The sequence below is a fragment of the Knoellia sp. B-D-2 genome (assembly GCF_057714695.1).
In genome coordinates this window covers 2,693,952-2,716,612 of record NZ_CM173189.1, presented here as the reverse complement: position 1 = coordinate 2,716,612, position 22,661 = coordinate 2,693,952, and the positions used below count along the sequence as shown (strand labels likewise).

At 72.9% G+C, this 22,661-nt stretch carries 19 protein-coding genes; 9 read left to right on the top strand and 10 right to left on the bottom strand.

The window, feature by feature from the left end:
• Positions 1 to 3 precede the first annotated feature (3 nt).
• The 4 genes from AC3EU2_RS12860 (at position 4) to AC3EU2_RS12845 (ending at position 5,469) form a co-directional block, all read left to right on the top strand.
• A complete protein-coding gene (locus AC3EU2_RS12860) occupies positions 4 to 1,164 on the top strand; it encodes a coenzyme F420-0:L-glutamate ligase (RefSeq protein ID WP_488176694.1) in 1,161 nt (386 codons plus the stop codon).
• Positions 1,161 to 1,775, top strand: coding sequence for a hypothetical protein (locus AC3EU2_RS12855; protein ID WP_488176693.1), 615 nt, complete (start codon positions 1,161 to 1,163; stop codon positions 1,773 to 1,775). The genes AC3EU2_RS12860 and AC3EU2_RS12855 overlap by 4 nt, the downstream gene beginning before the upstream one ends.
• 150 nt (positions 1,776 to 1,925) lie before the next feature.
• Entirely contained in the window at positions 1,926 to 3,803 is a 1,878-nt protein-coding gene (locus AC3EU2_RS12850; RefSeq protein ID WP_488176692.1) for an HNH endonuclease signature motif containing protein, read from the top strand.
• Between the two features lie 97 nt (positions 3,804 to 3,900).
• A complete protein-coding gene (locus AC3EU2_RS12845; protein WP_488176691.1) occupies positions 3,901 to 5,469 on the top strand; it encodes a vWA domain-containing protein in 1,569 nt (522 codons plus the stop codon).
• Between the two features lie 79 nt (positions 5,470 to 5,548).
• Here the strand turns inward: AC3EU2_RS12845 and AC3EU2_RS12840 are convergent, their stop codons facing one another.
• The 7 genes from AC3EU2_RS12840 to AC3EU2_RS12810 all read right to left on the bottom strand — a co-directional run bounded on the left by AC3EU2_RS12840 (position 5,549) and on the right by AC3EU2_RS12810 (position 13,162).
• Positions 5,549 to 6,433: a DNA-3-methyladenine glycosylase family protein gene (locus tag AC3EU2_RS12840; RefSeq protein WP_488176690.1), complete on the bottom strand. Its 885-nt coding sequence runs from the start codon at positions 6,431 to 6,433 to the stop codon at positions 5,549 to 5,551.
• A gap of 70 nt (positions 6,434 to 6,503) precedes the next feature.
• Positions 6,504 to 7,325, bottom strand: coding sequence for a class I SAM-dependent methyltransferase (locus AC3EU2_RS12835; protein ID WP_488176689.1), 822 nt, complete (start codon positions 7,323 to 7,325; stop codon positions 6,504 to 6,506).
• Entirely contained in the window at positions 7,322 to 8,251 is a 930-nt protein-coding gene (locus AC3EU2_RS12830) for a lysylphosphatidylglycerol synthase domain-containing protein (RefSeq protein WP_488176688.1), read from the bottom strand. Before AC3EU2_RS12830 ends, AC3EU2_RS12835 begins: the two co-directional genes overlap by 4 nt.
• A gap of 12 nt (positions 8,252 to 8,263) precedes the next feature.
• On the bottom strand, positions 8,264 to 10,222 hold the full coding sequence (locus AC3EU2_RS12825; protein ID WP_488176687.1) for a glycosyltransferase: 1,959 nt from the start codon (positions 10,220 to 10,222) through the stop codon (positions 8,264 to 8,266).
• A complete protein-coding gene (locus AC3EU2_RS12820) occupies positions 10,215 to 11,273 on the bottom strand; it encodes a glycosyltransferase family 2 protein (protein ID WP_488176686.1) in 1,059 nt (352 codons plus the stop codon). The genes AC3EU2_RS12825 and AC3EU2_RS12820 overlap by 8 nt, the downstream gene beginning before the upstream one ends.
• On the bottom strand, positions 11,257 to 12,543 hold the full coding sequence (locus AC3EU2_RS12815) for an MFS transporter (RefSeq protein ID WP_488176685.1): 1,287 nt from the start codon (positions 12,541 to 12,543) through the stop codon (positions 11,257 to 11,259). Before AC3EU2_RS12815 ends, AC3EU2_RS12820 begins: the two co-directional genes overlap by 17 nt.
• On the bottom strand, positions 12,536 to 13,162 hold the full coding sequence (locus tag AC3EU2_RS12810; RefSeq protein WP_488176684.1) for a trimeric intracellular cation channel family protein: 627 nt from the start codon (positions 13,160 to 13,162) through the stop codon (positions 12,536 to 12,538). Before AC3EU2_RS12810 ends, AC3EU2_RS12815 begins: the two co-directional genes overlap by 8 nt.
• A gap of 43 nt (positions 13,163 to 13,205) precedes the next feature.
• Here AC3EU2_RS12810 and AC3EU2_RS12805 point away from each other — a divergent pair, with 43 nt between their 5' ends.
• Complete coding sequence (locus AC3EU2_RS12805; protein ID WP_488176683.1) at positions 13,206 to 13,973, top strand: alpha/beta hydrolase family protein; 768 nt, start codon at positions 13,206 to 13,208, stop codon at positions 13,971 to 13,973.
• A 44-nt stretch (positions 13,974 to 14,017) separates the two neighbouring features.
• Positions 14,018 to 14,806 carry an inositol monophosphatase family protein gene (locus tag AC3EU2_RS12800; protein WP_488179488.1) on the top strand — a complete coding sequence of 263 codons (789 nt, stop codon included), beginning with the start codon at positions 14,018 to 14,020 and terminating at the stop codon, positions 14,804 to 14,806.
• Between the two features lies 1 nt (position 14,807).
• Here AC3EU2_RS12800 and AC3EU2_RS12795 read toward each other — a convergent pair whose 3' ends face one another.
• Entirely contained in the window at positions 14,808 to 16,913 is a 2,106-nt protein-coding gene (locus AC3EU2_RS12795) for a hypothetical protein (protein WP_488176682.1), read from the bottom strand.
• A gap of 43 nt (positions 16,914 to 16,956) precedes the next feature.
• On the opposite strand from AC3EU2_RS12795, the gene AC3EU2_RS12790 reads away from it, so the two are divergent.
• Complete coding sequence (locus AC3EU2_RS12790) at positions 16,957 to 17,682, top strand: TIGR03089 family protein (protein ID WP_488176681.1); 726 nt, start codon at positions 16,957 to 16,959, stop codon at positions 17,680 to 17,682.
• A gap of 3 nt (positions 17,683 to 17,685) precedes the next feature.
• Here the strand turns inward: AC3EU2_RS12790 and AC3EU2_RS12785 are convergent, their stop codons facing one another.
• Positions 17,686 to 19,263, bottom strand: coding sequence for a peptidoglycan-binding domain-containing protein (locus AC3EU2_RS12785; protein ID WP_488176680.1), 1,578 nt, complete (start codon positions 19,261 to 19,263; stop codon positions 17,686 to 17,688).
• A gap of 359 nt (positions 19,264 to 19,622) precedes the next feature.
• Here AC3EU2_RS12785 and AC3EU2_RS12780 point away from each other — a divergent pair, with 359 nt between their 5' ends.
• Positions 19,623 to 20,408, top strand: coding sequence for a CoA transferase subunit A (locus AC3EU2_RS12780; protein WP_488176679.1), 786 nt, complete (start codon positions 19,623 to 19,625; stop codon positions 20,406 to 20,408).
• A 1-nt stretch (position 20,409) separates the two neighbouring features.
• Positions 20,410 to 21,051, top strand: a complete 642-nt coding sequence (locus AC3EU2_RS12775; protein ID WP_488176678.1) for a 3-oxoacid CoA-transferase subunit B — start codon at positions 20,410 to 20,412, stop codon at positions 21,049 to 21,051.
• 25 nt (positions 21,052 to 21,076) lie between these two features.
• On the opposite strand, the gene AC3EU2_RS12770 is transcribed toward AC3EU2_RS12775, so the two are convergent.
• Positions 21,077 to 22,609 carry an N-acetylmuramoyl-L-alanine amidase gene (locus AC3EU2_RS12770; RefSeq protein ID WP_488176677.1) on the bottom strand — a complete coding sequence of 511 codons (1,533 nt, stop codon included), beginning with the start codon at positions 22,607 to 22,609 and terminating at the stop codon, positions 21,077 to 21,079.
• Positions 22,610 to 22,661: the final 52 nt, after the last annotated feature.

Sequence of the window (22,661 nt, the reverse complement as noted above, 5' to 3'; positions counted from 1 at the left end):
CGCGTGACCGCCTCCCTGACGATCGTCCCGCTGCTCGGGGTCCCCGAGGTGCGGACGGGTGACGACGTCGCGGCGCTCCTGCTGGCAGCGCTCGGGCCCGACTCCCTCGCGGCCGGTGACGTCGTCGTCGTGTCGAGCAAGGTGGTCTCGAAGGCGTTGGGGCTCAGGGCATCTGGCGCTGCCGCTGCCGCGGGCAAGGCCGAGGTCGTGCTGCGCGAGTCGAGCCGAGTCGTCGCCGAGCGCGCCTCTGGCGAGCAGGTGACCCGGGTCGTCGAGGCGCTGGCCGGACCGGTCATGGCCGCCGCCGGCGTCGACGCCTCCAACACCGGGCCGTCGGGTGACCTGCTCCTCCTTCCCCACGACCCGGACGCGTGCGCCCGTGACCTTCGTGGGTCCCTGCTCTCACAAGCCGGTATGCCGTCCCGCGCACCTGTCGCCGTGGTCCTCAGCGACACGGCGGGTCGGCCGTGGCGAGAGGGGCTGACCGACTTCGCCCTGGGGTCGGCCGGGCTGCGCGTCCTGCTCGACCACCGCGGCGAGGATGACGTCGACGGACGGATGCTGGCGGTGACGGCTCGGGCCGTGGCCGACGAGATCGCCTCTGCCGCAGACCTCGTCAAGGGCAAGGCCGACGGGGTGGCCGCGGCGCTCGTGCGCGGGCTGCCGCTCGCGTGGTTCGAGGGCGAGGGTGGCGAACTCGTTGCTGGTGCAGCGGAGCTCGTGCGGACGGGGGCCGGCGACTGGTTCGCGCTGGGTCACGTCGAGGCGCTGCGCGCAGCCCTGGGCGTGGCGCCGGGGTCAGCGGACTCGGACACCGTCGGGATCAGGTCGGTGGGTCCCGAGACCCTCGCCGCGCGGATGTCCCGGGTGGTCGCCCTCACCCTCTGGGCCGATGAGGACGCGAGCCTCGACCTCGAGCTGTTGGACGTCCCGGACGACTCGCTCGGTGCGTCCGCCGACGGGGAGCCGCTCGCCGCAGTGACGCTCGGCGCGTCCGACGCCTTCCGGCTGGGTCGCCTGGCGCAGCGGCTCGAGGTCGCGGCTGCCAGTGAGGACCTCGCCCTGATCGGGTGGGGTGAACCGACGGCCGAGGACACCATCACCGTCTCAGTCATCAACGTCTTGGTCCGCGCCACCCCGAACCCTCGGCGCCCGGTGCCGTGACCTCGTCGGCGGACCCGCCCAACGGCGGCCGGACGTGGGTGCTCCTCGAGGGCACCAGCGACGTCGCGGCCGTACGCGCACTGCGGGCCACGCGAGGGGTTCGGCCCGAGGACGAGCCCTGCCGTCTCGTCGACATGGGCGGCGCGACCAACATCCGTCGCCACCTCGAAGCGGCACGAGCAGCCGACCCCCGCCCCACCGTCGTCGGGCTCTGCGACGAGCGGGAGGCGACGTTCTTCGTCCGGGCGCTCGAGGCCGTTCACGGGGTGCCGGTCGACGGGGGTGGGGTCGGGGACCTTCTCTCGGTCGACGAACTTCCGGCCCACGGCTTCCACGTGTGTCGGCGCGACCTGGAGGACGAGCTGATCCGCGCGCTCGGCGTCGACGGAACGCGCATGGTGCTGGCCGAGGTGGGGCTCGATGGCGCGTTCGCCGCGTTCACCCGCCAGCCCGCGTGGCAGGGCCGTCCCGCTCACGAGCAGCTGCACCGGTTCTGCGGCACGACCTCCGGGCGCAAGGAGCTGCTTGCGGCGGCTCTCGCCGGCGCCATCGCCGAGGCGTCGTGCCCTCCCCCGCTGGCGGCCCTGCTGGACTCGATGCCCGTCGACTGACGGTCGAACAAGGGTCGGCCACTGGGCCGACCTTTCGGTCGAACGAAGGTGGCCTGAGGCAACCGCCGATCAACGGATTCGCTTGCAGCACAGACGAATTGACTGTGGACAACTCTTGTCTGCGAACGTGCGTTCGAGTAGAATCGGGGTATGGATCTCGGGGCGGTGAAGGTGGCGTTGACGGAGCTGTATGCCGCCGTCGCGGCGCCCGCGGACGAGGGTGGGGCGGGGTCGTCGGGTGTCGAGGAGCTGCTCGAGACCGTGGAGGTGTCGCAGCAGGTGCTCAACATCGCCTCCGCCATCCAGACCCGCGCGATCGCGCACGTCGCCGCGCACGACGAGGTCCGCGACGACGAGGCCGAGCAGGGCTGGTCCTGGCGCCGGCACGGCCTGGGGTTCGTCGCCGAGGACGCGCCCGCGCTGGTCTCGACCCGGCTCGGGGTCTCCGCACCGGTCGCGGCCCGGCGGGTCGAGGCCGCGGTGCACCAGGTCGGGGTCACCCCGCAGCTCGTCGACGCGATGGGCGCCGGGGACCTCGACCAGTGGCGTGCCGCGGTCGTCACCAAGGAGCTGGTCCGCTGCCCCGACCAGGTCGCCCACGACATCGCCGACCGGCTCGTGGCCCGGTTCGAGCACCCGCGCGGGTGGGACGAGACGGCCGGACCGTTGGCGTCGCGCACCCGCCGGCTCATCGCCCGCCTGGCCCCCGAGGTCGCCGACAAGGAGGCCGCACGGGCCCGCAAGGAACGCTCCCTGATCCGGCGGGCGGTCTCCGCCGCCGCCGACCAGTGGGACGGGCTGGTCCCGGTCGAGCAGTCCCTGGTGATGTGGCAGGCGGTCGACTCCCTGGCCCGCGACCTGCGCGCCGAGGACCCCACCCTCACCCTCGACCAGGCCCGGATGGACGCCATGGCCCAGCTCATCCTCCAGCAGGCCGACGTCACCCTCCACCTCCACGCCACCACCCCCGCCACCACAGCCGGTGACCAGACCCAGACCGAGACCGAGCCGGCCACCGACGACGCCGGACCCGAACCGGCACCCGCGCCTGCACCCGCGCCCGAGCCCGCGGCCCGCGCCGACTCCGCGACGACCAGGACGGCAGGACGCCGCACCCCCGCGTCCTCGCCGCGCGACGCAGCCGGCGACACGACCACACGGGCCGAACGTGAGGACCGCGACGACGTCGCCACTCCCGCAGGGCGGGGCGAGCCGCGCGACGCGGTCACCCGGGCCGATGGTGCTGCCCGGCGCGGGGTCGTCGAGCTCGGCGGGCTCGGACGACCGGGCACGACGACCGTGGACCTGGCCCAGCTCCCCGCCCACGTACGGATCGTTCACTCCACCGCACTGGACTGCGACCCCGACACCGGCGCCATCGTCGCCGGAACCGTCCCCAAGAGCCTCGCCCCCTGCGACCTGAGACCACCCCCACCGGGCACGGTCGAGGACCGCTACCGACCCTCCCCCGCACTCCAACGCCTCATCCGCCTGCGCGACGGACACTGCCGCTTCCCCGGCTGCGCCGTCAACGCCCGCTCCTGCGACCTCGACCACGTCACCCCCTGGCCCACCGGGGCCACCACCGCCACGAACCTCATCTGCCTCTGCCGGCGCCACCACCGCGTCAAGCAACGACCCGGCTGGACCGCCCACCTCGACCCCGACGGCACCGTGCACTGGACCGACCCCACCGGCCACACCACCGACACCCACCCCGTCGACCACCTCGACCGCATCCACCACCCCGCACCCGCACCCACCCGCGCCGCAGTGGCGGACGAGCACGCCCACGGCGACGCCCAATCCCCAGCCACGGCAGCACCCGTCGCGCGACCCGCCGACCCAGCACTCATCCCCACCCTCCTCGAGCTCAGCCTCACCCGGCTGCTCGACCTCGCCGAGGCCGACACCCGACCCCGCCCACCCGTACGCATCGACTGGCACACCGACATCACGCCCGTCCTCGTCGACATCCCCACCCCCAGAAGCGCTCCGCCGGACCCCTCGGACGACCCGCCGTTCTGACTTGAGGCACTTGCCTGTGTTGCGGTTCGGCAACGGCCGGAACCATGGAGACCCCAAGTCTCGTCCCAGCCGCATGAGACCCCGTCACGCAGCATGGATGGTTAGCATCGTCGTCGTCGCCTCCGGGTGTTCGGCCACAGGTGGGGACGACGCGTCCCCGGACGCGAAGAAGTACTACGACACCTACTCCGAGCAGCAGGACGACACGGCGTCAGGGAGCGTCTCCGGTCAGGCCGCCGGACCCATGGCGGGCCAGAACGGTTCGGGCGGCACCGCGCTGCCCCTGCCCGCACCGAGCGAGCCCGGGCTCCTTGACGACAACACCTTCGTCGACGCGGGCACCCAGGGGTTCGTCGACACCCGCGAAAACCCCCGGTCGACGTTCGCGGCCGACGTGGACACTGGCTCGTACCGTGTGGCCCGGACCCTGCTCGCGGACGGGCACCTCCCGCCGCCGGAGTCCGTGCGAGCCGAGGAGTGGGTGAACTCGTTCGACAGCGGCTTCCCCCACCCCGAACGACAGGACCTCGAGCTGCGCTCCGACCAGTCCGCGGCGCCATCCGGAACGGGCGGGACCCGGCTGGTGCGGATCGGCCTCCAGGCCCGCGAGATCGACCCGGAGGAGTGGCGGCCCGTGGCCCTGACGATGGTCGTGGACACGTCCGGCTCGATGGACATCCGCGAACGCCTCGGCCTCGTGAAGGCCTCTCTCGCACTCCTCGTCGGGAGTCTCCGCCCGAGCGACACCATCGCCATCGTCACCTACGAGACCAATGCCACGCCGCTGCTCGAACCCACGCCCGTGCGGCGGGCGGACGAGATCCTCGCCGCCATCGACCGACTCAGGGCCGGTGGCAGCACCAACCTCGAAGCCGGGCTCCTCCTCGGCTACGACCAAGCCCGCTCGGCCCACCGGGCGGACGCGACGAACGTCGTCATCCTCGCCTCGGACGGCGTCGCCAACGTCGGGGTGACCGACGGGGGCCGGCTCGCCTCGGCCATCCGCGACAACGGACGACGCGGAGTCCACCTCGTCACCGTCGGCTTCGGGATGGGCAACTACAACGACCACCTCATGGAGCAGCTCGCCGACCGGGGCGACGGCTTCTACGCCTACGTCGACACGTTCGAGGAGGCCGAGCGCCTCTTCGTCGACGACCTCCGAGCCACCCTGACGCCGGTGGCCAAGGACACCAAGATCCAGGTCGAGTTCGACCCGACGACCGTCTCCGCCTACCGGCTCATCGGCTACGAGAACCGTGCGCTGGCCGACGAGGACTTCGAGGACGTGGCCGTCGACGCGGGCGAGGTCGGCTCCGGGCACCGGGTCGCCGCCCTCTACGAGGTGCGGCCCACCGCGCGGGCCGAGGTCGGCGACAGCATCGGGACGGTGAGTGTGAAGTGGCGCTCCGTCGAGGGCGACGACCAGCGCGAGGACTCCCTGGCGCTGACCCTGGGCGCAGCGCAGCCGCCGTCCGGGACGCTTGGAGTCGCTGCGGCCGTCGCCGACCTCGCGCAGCTCGTCAAGGGCGGCGAGGGCGGCGTCGGCGGAGAGGAACGCAGCCCGAGCTCACTCCAGCGGCGAGTGGACGCCCTCCTCGAGCAGGAGGCTCCGGGAGCGTCCGAGCTCGCCGGGCTGCTGGCGGACGTGGTCGCCGCTCGCTGACCGGAGGCCCGACGCATCGCCGCTCGGTGACCGGCGCCGCGGACCCCACCACAGCGCCACACCTCATGCCCAACCCGGGTCAGCGGCGACCCGGCAGGTGCGTGGGCAGGGTGAACCGGGGACCGTGCCTGGGGCGCATCGCCCCCGAGAGCTCGAGCAGGCGCTGCACCCGGTAGCGGTGCCCGGCATACGGCTCGAGCAGCTCGGCGAGACCGTCGTCGTCGACGGGAGTGCCGGTCAGCGCCCAGCCGATGTTCTTGGCCACGTGGTAGTCGCCGAAGCTCACCGCATCCGGGTCGCCGAGCGCCCGTTGCGCCACCTCGGCACTGGACCACCGGCCCACCCCGGGCAGCGACTCGATGCGGCGACGCGCCTCGAGCAACGGCAGGTCCACGACGTCCTCGAGCCGGCCGGCGCGGGTGGCGACGGTCACGGCCGGGCGGGACCGGGCCCCGTCGACACCGGCGCGCAGCCACTCCCACGACGGGATGAGCGCCCACGTCCGGGCCTCGGGGGGCACGACGAGGCGCAGGTCGGCGCCGAGGCCAGGCGCAGTGGAACCGTTGCGGCGCACCAGCATCCGGTAGGCCGCAAAGGCCTCCTTGCCCGTGACGCGCTGCTCGATGATCGTGGGGATGAGCGCCTGGACGACGAGGCCGGACGCCGGCACCCGCCACCCGGCGAAGCGACGCCTGGCCTGCGCCACGACGTCATGGTGGCTGGTGAACCCCTCGTCGTCGTCGTGCTCGCCGAGCAGGTGCGGCAGCCGGTCGAGGATCCACGCGGCGCCGTCGCCCCACGCGTGCGCCTCGACCTCACCGAGCCGGTGCCGGTCGACGAGGCGCAGCGTCACCGGCCCCGTCGGTACCCGCCAGGCGAAGACCCACGTGCCGACCCGGTCGCTCCACGAGGTCGGGTCCCCGGACCCTCGACGGAAGGCGTTGACGACGCTGCCCAGCTGCAACGGCCGACTCGGACGGAACGTGCGCTCCAAGCCGGCTGAGCCGATTGAGCCGCTCATCCGGCTGTGCCGCTCATCCGACGTGGCGCGGAGCCACGCGCAGCGGCGGACCGGCCGGCCGCGCCGGCTCCTTGAACGCGAGCCACACATAGGTCGGCACGAGCGGAAGCGCTGCGGCGAGCGCCTGCTCGGGCAGCCGGCCCACCCACGCGGGCACGACGTCGCCACCCGCGAACGCCGCCGGGTCGGCGAGCACGGGCAGGGTGTAGTCCCACACGTCGAACGCCGCGAACATCCGTCGCAGCCCGGCCGGGGTCGAGTAGTGCTCGTAGTAGTGGTCGCCCTTGCGCGTGAGGCGCAGGTAGCGGTCGGCGGCCCGTTGCGGCAACCACGACAGGAACGGCAGTCGGTGGTGCGGCTCGATGACCTGCCACCGGTGGCCGATGCCGAGGTAGAGGACGCCGCCGGGCGCGAGGACGCGGTGGATGTCGGCGACGACCGCCTCGGGGTCCACGACGTGCTCGTAGATGTGGTTGAGCACGACGACGTCGACCGAGCCGTCCTCGAACGGGAGGTCCTCGCCGCGCGCGAGCCGGAAGTCGACCCGCTCGCCGAAGCGGGCGCGTGCCTTGGCCAGCCCGGGCTCGTCGATGTCGACGCCGGTCGTCGTCGCACCGGCGAGCGCGAGCTCGTCGGCGATGAAGCCGGCCGAGCAGCCGACGTCGACGGCGCGCAGGCCGGCCAGCGGCCCGCCGTCGTCGGAGGCGGTCCGGCCCAGCCCGTGCGAGATGACGGAGATGAGCTTGGCGGCCTTCTGCCGCCGACCCTGCTCGTCGAGCATCTTGTCCATCAGCTCGGAGTAGGCCAGCTGTTCCTCGCGGGGACGCTCGCTCATGTCCGTGATCCTAGGAGGTGGTGCGACCGCGCCCACCCCCACCCGACCGTCGCGACGAGGACGTCGGCGACCACCGAGAAGAACCGGGCGATGACGACGATCGTGAACGCGGCGGGGAACGGCATGAGCGCACCGAGCAGCAGGGCGAGGATGCCGTCGCGCACGCCGACGCCCGCCGGCACGATGATCGAGAACATCCCGATCGCCGACGCGAGGGCGAAGCCGCACACCGTCGTGACGACCAGCGATCCGACCGGCGCGGACGGCGACATGGCGTGGGCCAGCACGAGCACGGACAGCCCGGCGCCAGACCAGCCGAGGACGAACCACATCGCCGTCAGCGCGATCGCCGGTGCCGTGAGCCGGTGCTCGAGGGGCTCGCGTCGCAGCATCCGCAGCAGCAGCGCGATCCCCCAGTTGATCAGCCGCGGCCACAGCAGCAGGAGCAGCAGCACCGCCGGGAGGAACCACCACCAGCGGAAGTCCTCCGAGCGCGCCAGGAGCAGCGGGACGGCCGGCACCCCGATGATCGCGCCGGTGATCACCGAGAGAAGGATCGACAGCAGCCCGACGACGCCCATCCGCCGCCGTGGGACGCCGAGCCGCGACCCGAGGTCGGCCTGCGCGACGACGCTCCACACCGAGCCGGGCAGGTACTTGCCCAGCTGACCGACGAAGAACACGCTGGCGCTCGGCGGGAGCGGGAGACGCGTGCCGAGGTCGGCCAGGAGCACCCTCCACCCGAGGAGGCTGAGGACCGGCGCGAGCAGGGTGAGCGCGAACGCGCCGGCGAGCGTGCGCGGATCGATCTCGCGCAGGTGCGCCGACACCTCGCTCCAGTTGCGCCACACCGCCAGCGCGACGGCCACCGTGACGAGGAGCGCGACGACGACGCGTACGACGTCGAGCCACCGCTTGCGCGTCACCTCATCACCGGCTCACCGGCGCCGGAACGTCAGGCGCAGGATCCCGTATGCCGGCGCCACACCCTCGCTGCGCCCCTCCGGCCGCAGGCCCCGCAGCTCCCGCAGGTCCCGCGCGGAGGCCGACGCCTGACGGATGCGCTCGGTGATGTCACCGTCGACGTCACCGACGAGCACGAGCCCGAGGTCGTCGGCACGGGCGAGCACGCCCCGGATCCCGGCCGGGCTGACCGCCCACTCGGGGTCGTCCTCACCGATCGGGAGGGTGATGAGGAGCAGGCCGCCGGACCGCAGGGCCCAGGACGCCTGGGACACGGTGTGGTCGACGTCCTCGGCGCCGCACCCACCCGGGTGGAGGCGGGCGATGACGTCGAGGCTCGCGGTGTCGACCTCGAGCACCTCGACGGAGGTGCGGCGCCCGGTCACCTCGAGCTCGACAGGCTCGAACCCGAGCGCCCGCAGCCACCGCGCGAACGGGCTGCCGGTCCCCGACTCGTCGACGACGACCGCACCGCGGCGGCCGTCGTCCCTGATCCGCAGGACCGCGGCGAGGGCCCCGAGGGCGGCCCAGGCCGCGACGGCGTCGGAGCACCGGGGCAGCCCGAGCTGGCGGGCCATCGCCTGCGCGTCGAGGGCGTCGTCGTCGAGCGCGAGGACGTCGGAGGCGCGCACCCACTCGGGGATGTCACTGGGCCGCAGCGTGAGCCGGTGCCGGCGTCGCAGCCGGGTCGCGGCGACGAGGTCCTTCGCGCGCTGGACGATCCCGTCCGGCGCGGCCGGGTCCCCGGTTCCGTCCCCGGGTTCGGGACCGAGGTCGAGCACGGCGTTCGACTCGGCGCTGGCCAGCGCCTCGATCCCCCCGACGTAGTGCGCCCACGGACCGCTGAGGTCGGGCGGGCGGACGGCGGAGCGGAGCCGGCCGGCATACGCGGGGTCGGAGAGGCGACGCAACGCCTCGACGAGCGCGTCCCGGTCACCGGGCGGGACGAGGAGCCCGTCGACCCCGTCCCGGACCTGGCCGCCGAACGTGCCGACCCGGGACGCGAGCACCGGCAGGCCGTGGCGTCGGGCGAGCAGGACGTTCTGCGAGGCCGTCGCGGAGCGGTAGGTCAGGGTCAGCGCGTCGTGGCGGGCCAGCAGCGAGGCGATCCGGTCGGCGGGGACGTAGCCGCTGTGCACCTCGACGCGGTCGGCGAGGCGCGGGTCGGCGGCGAGCTCCTTGACGCGGCGGCCGCTGTCGCCCCACATCTCCCCGGCGATGGTGAGCCGGACGTCGGGGACGTCGAGCATCGCGTCGAGGAGGAGGTCGATGCCCTTGTAGTCGCGCACGATCCCCAACGAGAGCAGCCGCGTGGGGCCGCTCGAGTCGACGTGCTCCTCGGGATCCCCCCCAGGCAGGTGCGGCGGCAGGTCGAGCTCGCGCACGTGCACGGCGCCGAGCTCGGTGGCGAGCCGGGCCTGCGAGTCCGAGTGGACGACGACCGAGTCGACGCGCGAGAACAGCGACTGCATGAGGCGACGGTCGCCCGGGCGCGGCTCGTGCGGAAGGACGTTGTGGGTGATGACGATCGAGCGCGGTCCCACCCCGGACCCGGACGTGCGCCCGACGCCGGCGGCGCGCAGCAGGGCGAGGTGCGCCGGCACGACGGGCGGGATGACGTGGACGACGATGACCGCGTCGACGTCGCGCAGCCGGCGCCCGGTCCGCACCCACGTGTCGGGGCGGGCCCAGGACAGGGAGCGGACGGTGCGTGGGAACGGCTCGACGTCGGGCGCCCCACCGGGGACGGCCTGCTCCCCCGGGTACAGCAGTGTCGGGTAGAGGTGGCTCCACGAGACGAGGGTGACGTCGTGGCCGGCCTCGGCGAGCTCGTGGCACAGCTCGGTGGTGTGCGAGGCGACGCCGCCCTTGTAGGGGTGGGTGGGGCCGACGACCGCGAGCCGGAGCGACGCGGATTTATCCCCCTCAAACACCGTCCCTGGACCTCACCACGAGGTCGGAGAGGAGCGCGAGCGAGGCGATCATGATCCCGCTGACGATGAGCAGCACGGTCGAGGCCGGGAAGTAGAACGGGTGGCGGACCATGTCGACGACACCCTTGACGAAGCCGAGGACGATCATCCACAGCGCCGGCGGCATGAGGACCTTGAGCGGGTCGAAGTACATGACCATCCGCAGCACCTGGAGGATGTAGCGGTAGGCGTCGTTGACGAAGTGGAACTTGCTGACCCCGGCACGCTTCGCGTACGACGTCTCGACGTACTTGATGTCGTGCTGGTTGGACAGGAACGCGATGGTGATCGTCGTGACGCAGGAGAACCCGGCCGGTAGCAGCCGCAGGTAGGGCAGGCTCACGTCGCGGCGGAACGCCCGCAGGCCGCTGTTGAGGTCCGGGATCCTCGTCTTGGTCAGCCACTCGGCGACCTTGCGGATGAACCACTTCGCGGGGACGCGCGCCCACTTGTGGGTGCCCTCCTCGGTGGTCCGGGCCCCGACGACCTGGTCGTAGCTCGCGTCGTCCACCAGGATGCGGACCAGCTCGGGGATGCGCTCGTTCTCGTAGGTCATGTCGGCGTCGGTCCACACGACGATCTCGCCGTGCGCCTGCTGCGTCCCGATCCGGCGGGCCGTGCCCGAGCCGCCGTTGCGACGGAACGGCATGATCCGCAGGTTCGCGTAGCGGGTCGCCGCGTCCTGCAGGACCGCGAGGGTGTCGTCGGTCGACGCGTCGTCGATGCAGAGCAGCTCGTAGGTGAACTCGCTGCTGTTCATCGCCGCCGTGATGCGGTCGATCTCCTTGAGGACGTGCGCCCCCTCGTTGAAGCAGGGCAGCACGATCGTCACGTAGGGACGCGGGGAGCCGTCGGCGAGCACCGCCGACCGGGTCTCCGTCTCAGGCGTGTCGTATGCCGGCCGCGCGGCGACCGTGCCCGTCTCGCCGGGGTCGTCGCTGCCGCCCGCGAGCTCCCCCGTGCGGACGGGGATGCGCTCGGTCAGGGCGGAGGTCTCACGGTGCTCGTTCATCGCTGTCGAGCGTACCCGCCGACCCCAGCTCGCCCCGTCCCCCGCTGGTCCCCCCGCTGGTCACCCGCACCCCGGCGACCGGGAGGACGCGCGGCAACCCGACGGCATACACGGCGCCGGCGATCCCCACGGCACCCAGCACCGCCCAGATGGTGAAGGTGCCGTTCCCGAGCAGCCAGGTGAACAGGACCGGGGTGACGGTGCCGCCGACACCCCAGGTGAGCTGCACGAGGCCGAGGTAGCGCCCGCGCAGGTGGTCGGGCGCCGCCTCCGCCGCCGTGGCGCTGTAGACGGGACCGGCGGCGAGCTCACCGGTGGTGTAGACGACCGCGCCGAGCAGCATCGCCACCACGGCCGCCCACACGGGCAACCAGCCGGCGACGACGAAGAGGACGTACCCGGCGACGAACAGCACCTGCGCCAGCGCCATCATCCGGGCCCGCACCCGCCCGGTCATCCAGCGCACCATGAGCCCCTGCCCGAGACCCACCATGACGGTGTTGAGCGTGAAGATCGCCCCCACGAGCCAGCCCGGGAGGTCGAGCGTCTCGGCGGCGTACACGGGCAGGGCGAAGTTGAGGACCATGGTCGCGACGACGAAGGCGAGCTGGGCGATGACGAGGCTCAGGTAGGACCGGTCCCGCAGCACCACGCCCCACCCCTCGGCTGGAGCGTCCACCGCCCGCGGTGAGCGGTGGTCGGGCACCCCGAGCAGGAGCACGAAGGCGAGGACGAACGTCAGCGCGTTGGTGACGACCACGGTCTTGAACGCCGCCTCGGTGTCGACCTGCAGCGCGACGCCGGCGAGCAGCCCCCCGACGGCGAAGCCGAGGTTGCGCAGGGCCTGGAGGAACCCGAACCACAGCTCCCGCTCCCCCTGTCTCGTGATGGCGGTGACGACGTTGCCGAACGAGCCCCAGAAGGCCTGGCGCCCGAGGTTGAGGAGCACGGTGCACAGCGCCACCGGCCAGAACGCCTCCACCCAGAGGTACGCGAGCATGCCGGCGGCCTGGAGGAGGTTGCCGACGAGCATCATCCGGCGTCCGCCGAACCGGTCCACGAGGGACCCGATGACGAACGCTGCTGGCAGCGTGAGCAGGGCTGACAGCGACAGGGCCGCCCCGATCCGGACGAGGGAGAGGTCGGTGACCTTGAGGAAGTACAGGATCGTCACCGGCATGAACAGACCGCTGCCGAGCGTGTCGGTGACGATGGCCGTGACGAAGCGGCGATGGCTCCCCACGCGCGGGAAGCCGAGGCGCTCAAGCACGCCGACGACCGGTCTGCCAGTTGAGCGACCAGGACGACATGCGGACGGTGATGACGACCCCGACGGCGACGACGGCGGAGACGAGCACCGGGAGCTCGAGGGTGCGCAGGGCGAAGTAGGCGATGCAGCCCGGGACGGCCGCGAGCACGTAGAACGAGCCGGGCTTGAAGTGCTCCGGCTGCTCGTTGATGAGGACGTCCCGGATGAGCGCCCCGCCCACCCCTGCCACCGTGCCGACGAAGACGCACGAGATCGGCGGCAGCCCGACGGTCATGGCGCGGTCGGTGCCGAGCACCGAGTACATCGCCAGCGACATGGCGTCGAGCAGCGTGAACGCGACGTCCCGCCGGAAGCGCAGCGGTCCGACGACGGCGAGCAGCGGGGCGACGAGCAAGCCGCCGAGGAAGGCCGACGGGAGCAGCCACGGGGAGGTGAGGGCCCGCACCGGGACCTGGAGGAGCAGGTCGCGCAGGAGCGCCCCGCCGAGCCCGCCGATCACGGCGAGGAAGAGGACGCCGACGATGTCGAAGCCGCGCCGCCGCGCCGCGAGCGCACCGGCCAGCCCGCCGAACCCGACCGCCACGACGTCCAGCCACAGCGGGATCGCGAGCGAGTTCACCCGAGCAGGCTAGGGCACCTCGCGGCGGTGCGAGGATGCAGCCATGCACAGCACCACGGAGCGCGTGCGCTTCCCCAGTTCCTCCGGCGAGGTGCTCGCCGGGATCGTCGACCTGCCGCACGGCACGGTCCGCGGCTGGGGCGTCTTCTCGCACGGCTTCACCCTCGGCAAGGACTGCCCGGCCGCCTCCCGCATCTGCAAGCAGCTGGCCGCAGAGGGCGTGGGCATGCTCCGGTTCGACAACCTCGGACTCGGCGACTCCGAGGGCGACTGGGGCGACGGGTCGTTCTCGCACAAGGTCGCCGACACGGTCGAGGCGACGCGCTTCATGGCCGCGACGGACCGGCCGGTCGAGCTGCTCGTCGGGCACTCGTTCGGCGGCGCCGCCGTGCTCGCCGCCGCGGCCGACACCCCGCACGTCCGGGCGGTCGCGACGGTGGGGGCGCCGTTCGACCCGTCGCACATCGAGCACCAGTACGACGCCGTCGTCGAGCGCGTCATCGCCGAGGGCGAGGCGCCGGTGACCTTCGGCAACAAGGCCCTCACGCTGCGCCGCGAGTTCGTCGAGGACGTCCGCCGCGCCGACCTGCGCGCCTGCATCACGACCCTGCGCCGCCCGCTGCTCGTCATGCACTCCCCCACCGACAACACGGTCGGCATCGCCAACGCGAGCGACATCTTCCGCACCGCCCGCCACCCCCGCAGCTTCGTCTCCCTCGAGGGCTCGGACCACCTGCTCACCGCTCCCGGGCAGGCGAAGCGGGCCGCGCGGATCATCAGCGCCTGGGCCGACCAGTACCTCCTGCTCTGACCCGATGCCGCGTCCCACCGCAGGGTGTGGAAGCGTGTGTGACCGTGGACACAGGCGCAGTTCTCGAGCTCATGAAGCAGGTGGCCGCCGAGGTCATCACCCCGAGGTTCCGGTCGTTGGCCGACGGTGAGGTGATCGAGAAGAACCCCGGTGACCTCGTCACCGTCGCGGACCGCGAGGCCGAGGTGCTCATCACCCGGGCGCTCCTCGCCGCCCACCCCGACGCCGTGGTCCTGGGCGAGGAGGCGCACGCCGCTGACCACGGCGTGCTCGAGCGCTACCTCGCCGCCGAGCACGCGTTCACCGTCGACCCGGTCGACGGCACGAAGAACTTCGTCCACGGCAACCCCGACCACGCCGTGATGATCGCCGAGACCGTGGCCGGCGAGACCGTGCGCGGCTGGATCTGGCAGCCCGAGCACGAGGTGGCGTGGGTCGTCGAGCGCGGCGCCGGCGTCGAGCGCAACGGCGAGCGCGTGACGCGCCGCCCCGTCGGCGACGACGAGTACCCGCGTGGTGCGACCTCGATCTGGTCCCTGCGGGGGCACACCCTGGACGGCCTGCCCCCGCTGCAGCCGTCGTGGGTCTGCTGCGGCGTCGACTACCCCAAGCTCCTCGAGGGCGAGATCGACTACATCCTCTACAGCCGCTCCAACGCGTGGGACCACGCGCCGGGATCGCTCATGGTCACCGAGGTCGGTGGCTTCGTCGGCCACCTCGACGGCACGACCTACGGCCCTCGCTCGACCCAGCCGGGGATGGTCGTCGCCGCCGACCGTGCGACGTACCGGGCAGTCCAACGGCGTATGCCGCAGGAGTTCGCCTCGCGCTGAGTCACCCCTGCCGGCTCGGCACCGGCGGGACGCCGACCCACACCCGCAGCGGCAGCGTGACGAGGTGGTCGGGTCGTCGCTCGAGCAGGCGCTGGTCCTCGAGGACGCTCATGTCCAGGGCCGGACGGACCGAGCCCGGCGTCAGCGTCTCCAGCACCTCGGGTGAGTCCGCGGCGAGCAGGAGCAGCCGGCCACCGCCCTCCTCGACGCGCGCTGCCACCGCCGCGACCGACTCCGCGAGGGCCGCCTCGTCCTTGCGCAGGGCCGACGTCGTCGACAGCGCGGACCGACCGCACTGCCCGCGGACCACCTGTGGCCACTCGTTGGCCGCGCGGGAGTCGACCGCGAGGACGACGTCGTCCTCACCGAGCTGGAGGCAGAGGGCCTCCACGGCGTCGAGCTCACCGAGCTCGACGCGCTCGGCGCGGTGCGGCCACGTCGCCGCGGCTGTCGGGACCAGGGTCGCCGCGATGACGACGACGCCGGCAGCCGCGGCGAGCGCGACGGGCGCGCGGCGCGCGAGGTGGCGGACGGCATACGCCGCTGCTGCCACGCAGAGGACGATGACGAACGGCAGCACGATGAGCAGCCGGCGCTCGGCCCACGGGTGGTCCGGCGTGATCCCCGGCCGCCACAGGGTGAGGACGGTCGAGCCGCTCGCGACGAGCAGCGGCCCGGTCCACGCCGGCAGGAGGACTCCGGCCGTCCATCGAGCGGCCACCTGACGCAGGGCCCAGGCGAGCGCGGCCAGCGCGACGACGAGCGCCGGGACGCCGACCCACCACGAGAGCCACGAGACGGTCTGCTCGGCGTAGGTGCGGCCCCCGTCGACGGTGAGGCCCTGGCGCAGCTGCAGCCCGGCGACGACGCGCGACCCGGGGTCGTCCGGCGACTGGCGCACCGTCTGCCAGAGCGGCCGGCTCGCGAGGAACAGCCCCGTCACCACGACGCCGACCCCCACGACGTTTGGGAGCACCCGCGAGAGCCGCGGTGGCAGGGCGCCGCCACGACGCTGCCACCACAGCAGCCCGACGGTGACGAGCCCCAGGAGGACACCGAGGGCGAGCAGCGGGACGAGGCTGGCGGCGATGGTGGCGAGGTACTGGTTCGACAGCCACAGCGCCGCGAGGCCGGCGAGCAGCGTCGAGACGCCCGCGCCGAGCAGCGTCGCGCGCGGCCACCGCTGCCCCTGGGCCAGCGCGAGAGCCGCCACCGGGACGAGCAGGATCGTCTCGCGCAGCCCGTCGATCCGCACGAACGCCGTTCCCCCGACGAGGACCCCGGCGAGCAGCGCCGCTCGGCCGACGGCGCCGTCCCTGCCCTGACGGGCGGCGACGACGAGGGCGAGCAGCCCTCCCCCGAGCGTCACCATGGCCAGCGGCTCGGAGTAGGTCGAGCGGGCGGTGTGCAGCACCGGGAAGAGCAGGGCGACGCCGAGCGAGGCCAGCGGAGACCAGCGCGGGGCGCCGATCCGCGCCGTGAGGAGGCCGATCCCGAGGATGCCCAGGGCAGAGAACAGGGCCGGGAGGAGCATCGCCCCGGCCGGCCCCCCGAGCCAGACGCCCAGAGACCAGACGGCTCCCGGGCCGATGACGAACTGCGGCTGGACCGCCGGCCCCCGCCACGTCCCCACCTCGTAGAAGGCGGGGCTGTCGAGGGTGATCCCGTCGATGTCGAGCAGGTCCTCGCCGCCGAAGCGCTCGAGGTCGGCCGGCACGACCCGCTCGTGCGTCTGCGCCATGGAGATCGCGGCCTGCAGGTAGCTGCCCGAATCCCGCCGCGGCAGCACCTGCTCGGCATGCGTCGCGGCCGTCCAGATCCCGGCGCCGGCGGCCACGACGACCAGCAGGGCGGCCGTCCACACCGGCAGCGCACGTGCCGGTATGCCGTTCGCCCACCACCCGCAGCCGACCGCGGCCACGACCGCCAGCGGCAGGACCAGCCACGGGAACCACAGACCGAGGCCCGCGAGCACGACGGCGAGCAGCGACATGACGACCACCCAGGTGCCCGCCCCGAGGACGAGGGTCTGGTGCCAGCGCCCGACGTTCCGCTCGAGACCCGACGTCGGCAGGTCCTCGTCGGCGGTATGGGGCGGGCGGGTCATGGTCGGCCACGCTATCCGGCCGCCGACGCCATAGCCTGCTGGCGTGACCCGACCCGCTGACGTGCTCCGGCAGATGCTCCGCTCCGACTCCGCGAGGCCGCGGATCACGACCTACGACGACACCGACGGCCCGACCCGGGGCGAGCGGATCGAGCTGTCCGCGCGCGTCCTCGACAACTGGGTCAGCAAGGCCGCGAACGCCCTCCAGGACGAGTTCGACGTCGTGCCCGGCTCCGTCGTGCGCCTCGACCTGCCGCCCCACTGGCGCACGGCCTACTGGGCGCTGGCGACGTGGTCGGTGGGCGGCACCGTCTCCGTGGACGCGGACGCCGACGCCGACGCCGACGGCAGCGGCCCCGACGTGCTCGTCACGACCGACCCGGCCGCCGCGGTGACCGCCGGCTGTCCCGGCGTCCTCGTCACCCTCGCCGGCCTCGCCCGGTCGGCTGCCCTCGCCGTGCCGTCCGGGGTGATGGACGAGGCCAAGGAGCTCAGCACCCACGGTGACCAGTTCGTCGCGTGGGAGCAGCCCGCCGACGACGACGCGGCCCTGGTCGCGGGAGGCGAGCGGACGGCATACGCCGACCTCGTCGCACCGCACGCGGGCGGAGCCGAACGCCGACACCTCACCACGACGAGCACGGCCGACTTCCTCCGCGCCTGCCTCGCCCTGTGGGCGGCAGACGGCTCGGTCGTGCTCAGTCGCGGCGAGGCGCCGGCGGACGTCCTGGTGGAGCGGTCCCGCACCGAGGGTGCGGTCGGCCCCTGAGGGTCACATCTGCTTCTCGAGGGCCCTCCACGTCACCGTGGCGACCACACCGGTGGTGGCGATCTTGGCGCGGGTCTGGGCGGCCTTGACCGCGGCCTCCGTCCCCGGACCGAAGGCGCCGTCGGCGGCGACCCGCACCGCCTTCTGCAGCGCGACGACGTTCGCCCCCGTCGACCCCCGTCTGGCCACCGTGCCCCAGTAGGGCAGCAGGGGGTGGACCTGCAGCTCGACCGCGTCCCACGTGGTCCGGTCCACGACACCGGTCGCCGGGCGACCCGCGAGCTTCTGGAGGGCCACCACCCGCGACGTCGTCGCCGGACCGAACGACCCGTCGACCGCGATGCCGCCGAGGCCCGCCTGGAGCACCTTGACCGCCGCCCCCTTCGCGCCGGGACGCAGGACGGTCGCCTTGTGGGCCGTGAACGCCGTTGCCGTCGCCGCCGGTGCGGTGGTCGTGGGCGGCGGAGTGGGCGTCGTCGGCGCCGTGGGCGTCGTGGGCGTGCCGGTCGAGGACTGACGCATGAGCGCGGTCCACGTCGACGCCGCCACCACCCCGGTGGCGGGGATCCCCTTGGACTTCTGGTAGGCGACGACCGTGGTGTGCGTGCCCGGCCCGAACGAGCCGTCGGCGGTGATGCCGAGCGCCTTCTGCAGCGCGACGACCGCGGCGCCGGTCGACCCCCGCTTGAGGATGGTCTTGACGTATGCCGTGAGCGGGCTCGGCGTCGTCGTGCTGGTGCCGTTGCGCGCCGGGACGAGGCCCAGCTGGATCATCTTCGTCCAGGTCGCGGCGTCGAGCTGCTTGGTGACCGGGACGCCCTGACGTGACTGCCACGACGCGAGGGTGGTCTCCGTCGCCGGCCCGAACTGGCCGTCCTTGGGCAGCCCGAGGACGCCCTGCGCGAGCATGACGTCCTTGTGCGTGTCACCGCGCTTGAGCAGCGGATAGCCGCTCGTCGTCGGCAGCGGTGTGCTCACCACGGGGGTCGGGAGGGTCGCGCCCGAGGTGGGGCCCGTGAACCGCACGGCCGTGAGCGCCGTGCCCGTCCACCACGAGGTCTGCTGGTAGGCGCCGTCCCACGTGAACGAGATGTGGATGTGGTCGGTGTGCGGCGACGAGCCGACGTAGGGCGCCCAACCGCGGGCCGGGTCGTAGGCGCGCCACATCTGCCGGTTCCAGATGATGTAGTTGATGCCGAAGCGGCGGGCCATCGCTCCCGGCCGGCCCTGGGCGTCAGGCGCCGAGAGCCACCGCGTGATCGCGTTGCCGAGGGCGAGACCGTCGGCGGTGTAGGCGTTGACCATCCAGTCGAGCGCGCGACCCTCGCCGTGCTCCGCGGCGCAGGTGCGGTTGATGCCGTAGATGTGGTTGCCGTAGTGGCCGTTGAGGAGCTTCGCGAAGGCCGTCGGCCCGGGCAGGTTCCCGCTGAGGCAGCGGTAGCCCTCCTGGTACTTCGGCGCGATGTCGAGCTCGGCCGGCAGGGTCTTGGTCGGCGGCGGCTTCACGCCCGTCGCGAGTCCGGATGCGCTCCCTCCGGCGAAGGACAGACCGAGCGGGATCGACAGGAGGGAGACGGTCACGGCGCCGAGGGCGCGGACCGGCCCTCGGGTCGGCGACGGTGCAAACGGTGTGGCGCGCGTCAACGAGGGCTCCTCAGGTGCGGCTGGGTCAGGGGTGCGTGCCCGGAGGTGGCGTCCCAGACGTCACTTCAGACACATCGGCTGGACAGTTGTCCCACTGGTCCCACCCGTTGCGCAAGTAGTGACTAGGTAATTACATGCATGTACTTCAGGTCACCCCGCTTGTCGGAAGAGATTCTCCTGTCCAAACGCCAGAAGTCAGGAGATCCTGCGGTGAGCGGCCAGACCCCATGGCCCGGGTCTGCCCATGGACCCCCACCACATCCGCGGCGCGAGACGGGGTGGCTAGAGTTCCCGCCATGGACAAGGTCGTCTCCTCTGCAGCCGCAGCCCTCCAGGACGTCCGCGACGGTGCGAGTCTGGCCGTCGGCGGGTTCGGGCTCTGCGGCATCCCCAGCATCCTCATCGCCGAGCTGCACGCCAAGGGGGTGCGCGACCTCGAGGTCTACTCGAACAACTGCGGCGTCGACGACTGGGGCCTGGGCATCCTGCTCGGGGCCAAGCAGATCCGACGGATGGTCTCCTCCTACGTCGGCGAGAACAAGGAGTTCGCCCGCCAGTACCTCGAGGGCGAGCTCGAGGTCGAGCTCACCCCGCAGGGGACGCTGGCCGAGCGGCTGCGCGCCGGCGGCGCCGGCATCGCCGCGTTCTTCACCCCGACCGGGGTCGGCAGCCAGGTCGCCGACGGTGGCCTTCCCTGGCGGTATGCCGCCGACGGCAGCGTCGCCCTCGCCTCACCTCCCAAGGAGACGCGGACCTTCACCCTCGGTGGTGAGGAGCGCACCTTCGTCCTCGAGGAGGGCATCGCCGCCGACTTCGGGCTCGTGCGCGCCTGGAGGGGCGACCGCCACGGCAACCTCGTCTTCAACAAGTCCTCACGGAACTTCAACCCGCTCTGCGCCATGTCCGGGCGGGTGACGATCGCCGAGGTCGAGGAGCTCGTCGAGCCCGGCGAGCTCGATCCCGACGAGGTCCACCTCCCCGGGATCTACGTCCAGCGCGTGGTCCCCCTCACGCCCGAACAGGCTCGGGACAAGCGCATCGAGAAGCGGACGGTCCGCGCAGCGGCCGGCGAGGAGAACTGACATGGCGTTGACGCGTGACGAGATGGCGGCCAGGGCCGCCAGCGAGCTGACCGACGGGTCCTACGTCAACCTCGGCATCGGGCTGCCGACGCTCGTGCCCAACCACGTCCCGGACGACGTCGAGATCGTCCTCCAGTCCGAGAACGGCATCCTCGGCGTCGGTGCGTACCCGGCCGAGGACGCCGTCGACCCCGACCTCATCAACGCCGGCAAGGAGACCGTGACGACCCGGCGCGGCGCCAGCTACTTCGACAGCGCCACGAGCTTCGGCATGATCCGCGGCGGCAAGGTCGACGCCGCGATCCTCGGGGCGATGCAGGTCTCCCGGGCCGGCGACATCGCCAACTGGATGATCCCCGGCAAGATGGTCAAGGGCATGGGTGGCGCGATGGATCTCGTGCACGGTGCCAAGCAGGTCATCGTGCTCATGGAGCACGTCGCCAAGGACGGCAGCCACAAGATCGTCGACGAGTGCGACCTCCCGATCACCGGGCTCGGCGTCGTCCAGCGGATCATCACCGACCTCGCGGTCATCGACATCACCACCGACGGCCTCGTCGTGCGTGAGCTGGCCCCCGGCGTGACCGAGGACGAGCTGCGTCAGAAGACCGGCCCTGAGCTGACCTTCGCCCTGACGTCCTGACGTCCTGCCGTCACCGGGGACGCGGTCAGCCGCGGGGGCGCGGGGGCATCCGGTCGGTCCGGCCGAGCAGGTCGTCGAGCGAGGTGTCCCTCGTGACCCGGACCGTCGTGCGGAACGGCGGCACTGCTCCGGCGGCACCAGCCGCGCTGCCCGTCGCGGTGAGGGTGAGCTCGTAGGAGCCCGCGGGAGCGTGGAGTCCGCCGACGAGCCCGTCCCACCGCGCGACCACACCCCCCGTCGCCGTCGCCGTGCCGCTGCGTGAGGTGAGGACGGACGGGCTTCCTGCCGACCTGACGTCAAGGCGCCAGCTGAGCGTGGTGGTGGCCCGGGCCCGCACGGTGAGGCCGCCCTGTGCGCCCTCCGCCCACGTCTCACGGTCGGTGGTCGGCTCGTAGAACATGTCGCCCTGGGCAGCCTTCACCTTCGGGCGAAGGCCGTCGATCAGGGCGTAGAGGCGGGCGCCGGGGCACGCCGTGGACTTCCCGGAGTCACCGAAGTCCCGGTGTCCCGAGATGTTGCGGAACGTCTTGGTCGGCGCGCCGTCGGCGTCGGTGAGCGAGGTGACCCCGGTGGGGTCGACGTGGTGCTGGCCGAGCTTCCACGCGAAGAGGGACGTGTACGCGTCCTGCACCGCGACCGGGACCGCGGTGGAGTCGTAGGTGCCCAGGGCAGCCATCGCGAAGGAGTGCGAGTTGTAGCCCAGGGTGTGGGCCCCGACCACGGGTCGGTCCGTGCCACCGGCACGCCCTTCCCAGATCCGCCCCCACTTGTCGACGAGGAAGTTGTACCCGATGTCGTTCCAGCCCAACGACTTCACGTGATAGGCGTAGATGCCGCGGATGACGCCCGGCACGTCGCTGCTCGTGTACGAGTTGGTCCCCGCCGTGTGGTGGACGTAACCGACGTCGACCGTCCCGTAGGACGGCGTGCCGCCCCGGATGGACTCGTCGGCACCCCAGGCGGACCGGGCGAAGATCGAGGGGCGCACTCCGCCGGCTGCGGCGGTCGGGATGCGCGGGCCACTGTCGGCGGCAGAGTCTCCCGCGTCGACGCGCTCGACCCTCAGGTCCCGGGGGACGCGACCGCTGGACGTGGCCACCCGCACCTGGACGTCTTCGGCGCCGAGCACGACGAGCGGTGCGCTGCCGCGCCGCGACCTGGCCGCCTCCGGGGTGCCGGGGTCGGGCCCGTGGCTGTCGTCGACGTGCAGCTCCTCCCACGCCGACCACGTGTCCTCGCTGCGCGTCCGGACCATCACGTCACCGACGTCGCTGTGGCCCGCACCCGCATCTTCGGACCACGTGACCCCGACGACGGCGTGCCTCGTCACGTCGATGGGCGGCGAGATGGCCGCGACCCGCAGCCGGGCCGGGACCTCCGGTGACGTCGCGAGGTCCCGGGCACCCCGGGCGTCCACCCCGGAGAGGGGCACCGCAGCCGTCTCCGGCGCGACCGGGCGCGGCGTGGCGCCGCTCGACACCAGCGGTGTGACGACGAGGGCGAGGGTGACGAGCAGCGCCGCCGAGGATCGGCGGGCGAACGGGCGCAGCGGCCACATGACAGGTCTCCAGTGCAAGGGACGGACTAGTGCGGACAGGCTAGTCGCAACA

Excerpts from the sequence above, each read along its gene's own strand:
- AC3EU2_RS12805 (WP_488176683.1), top strand. The coding sequence starts at position 13,206 with ATGCACAGCACCACGGAGCGCGTGCGCTTCCCCAGTTCCTCCGGCGAG.
- AC3EU2_RS12795 (WP_488176682.1), bottom strand. The coding sequence starts at position 16,913 with ATGACCCGCCCGCCCCATACCGCCGACGAGGACCTGCCGACGTCGGGT.
- AC3EU2_RS12775 (WP_488176678.1), top strand. The coding sequence starts at position 20,410 with ATGGCGTTGACGCGTGACGAGATGGCGGCCAGGGCCGCCAGCGAGCTG.
- AC3EU2_RS12845 (WP_488176691.1), top strand. The coding sequence starts at position 3,901 with ATGGTTAGCATCGTCGTCGTCGCCTCCGGGTGTTCGGCCACAGGTGGG.
- AC3EU2_RS12770 (WP_488176677.1), bottom strand. The coding sequence starts at position 22,609 with ATGTGGCCGCTGCGCCCGTTCGCCCGCCGATCCTCGGCGGCGCTGCTC.
- AC3EU2_RS12835 (WP_488176689.1), bottom strand. The coding sequence starts at position 7,325 with ATGAGCGAGCGTCCCCGCGAGGAACAGCTGGCCTACTCCGAGCTGATG.
- AC3EU2_RS12780 (WP_488176679.1), top strand. The coding sequence starts at position 19,623 with ATGGACAAGGTCGTCTCCTCTGCAGCCGCAGCCCTCCAGGACGTCCGC.
- AC3EU2_RS12850 (WP_488176692.1), top strand. The coding sequence starts at position 1,926 with ATGGATCTCGGGGCGGTGAAGGTGGCGTTGACGGAGCTGTATGCCGCC.
- AC3EU2_RS12820 (WP_488176686.1), bottom strand. The coding sequence starts at position 11,273 with ATGAACGAGCACCGTGAGACCTCCGCCCTGACCGAGCGCATCCCCGTC.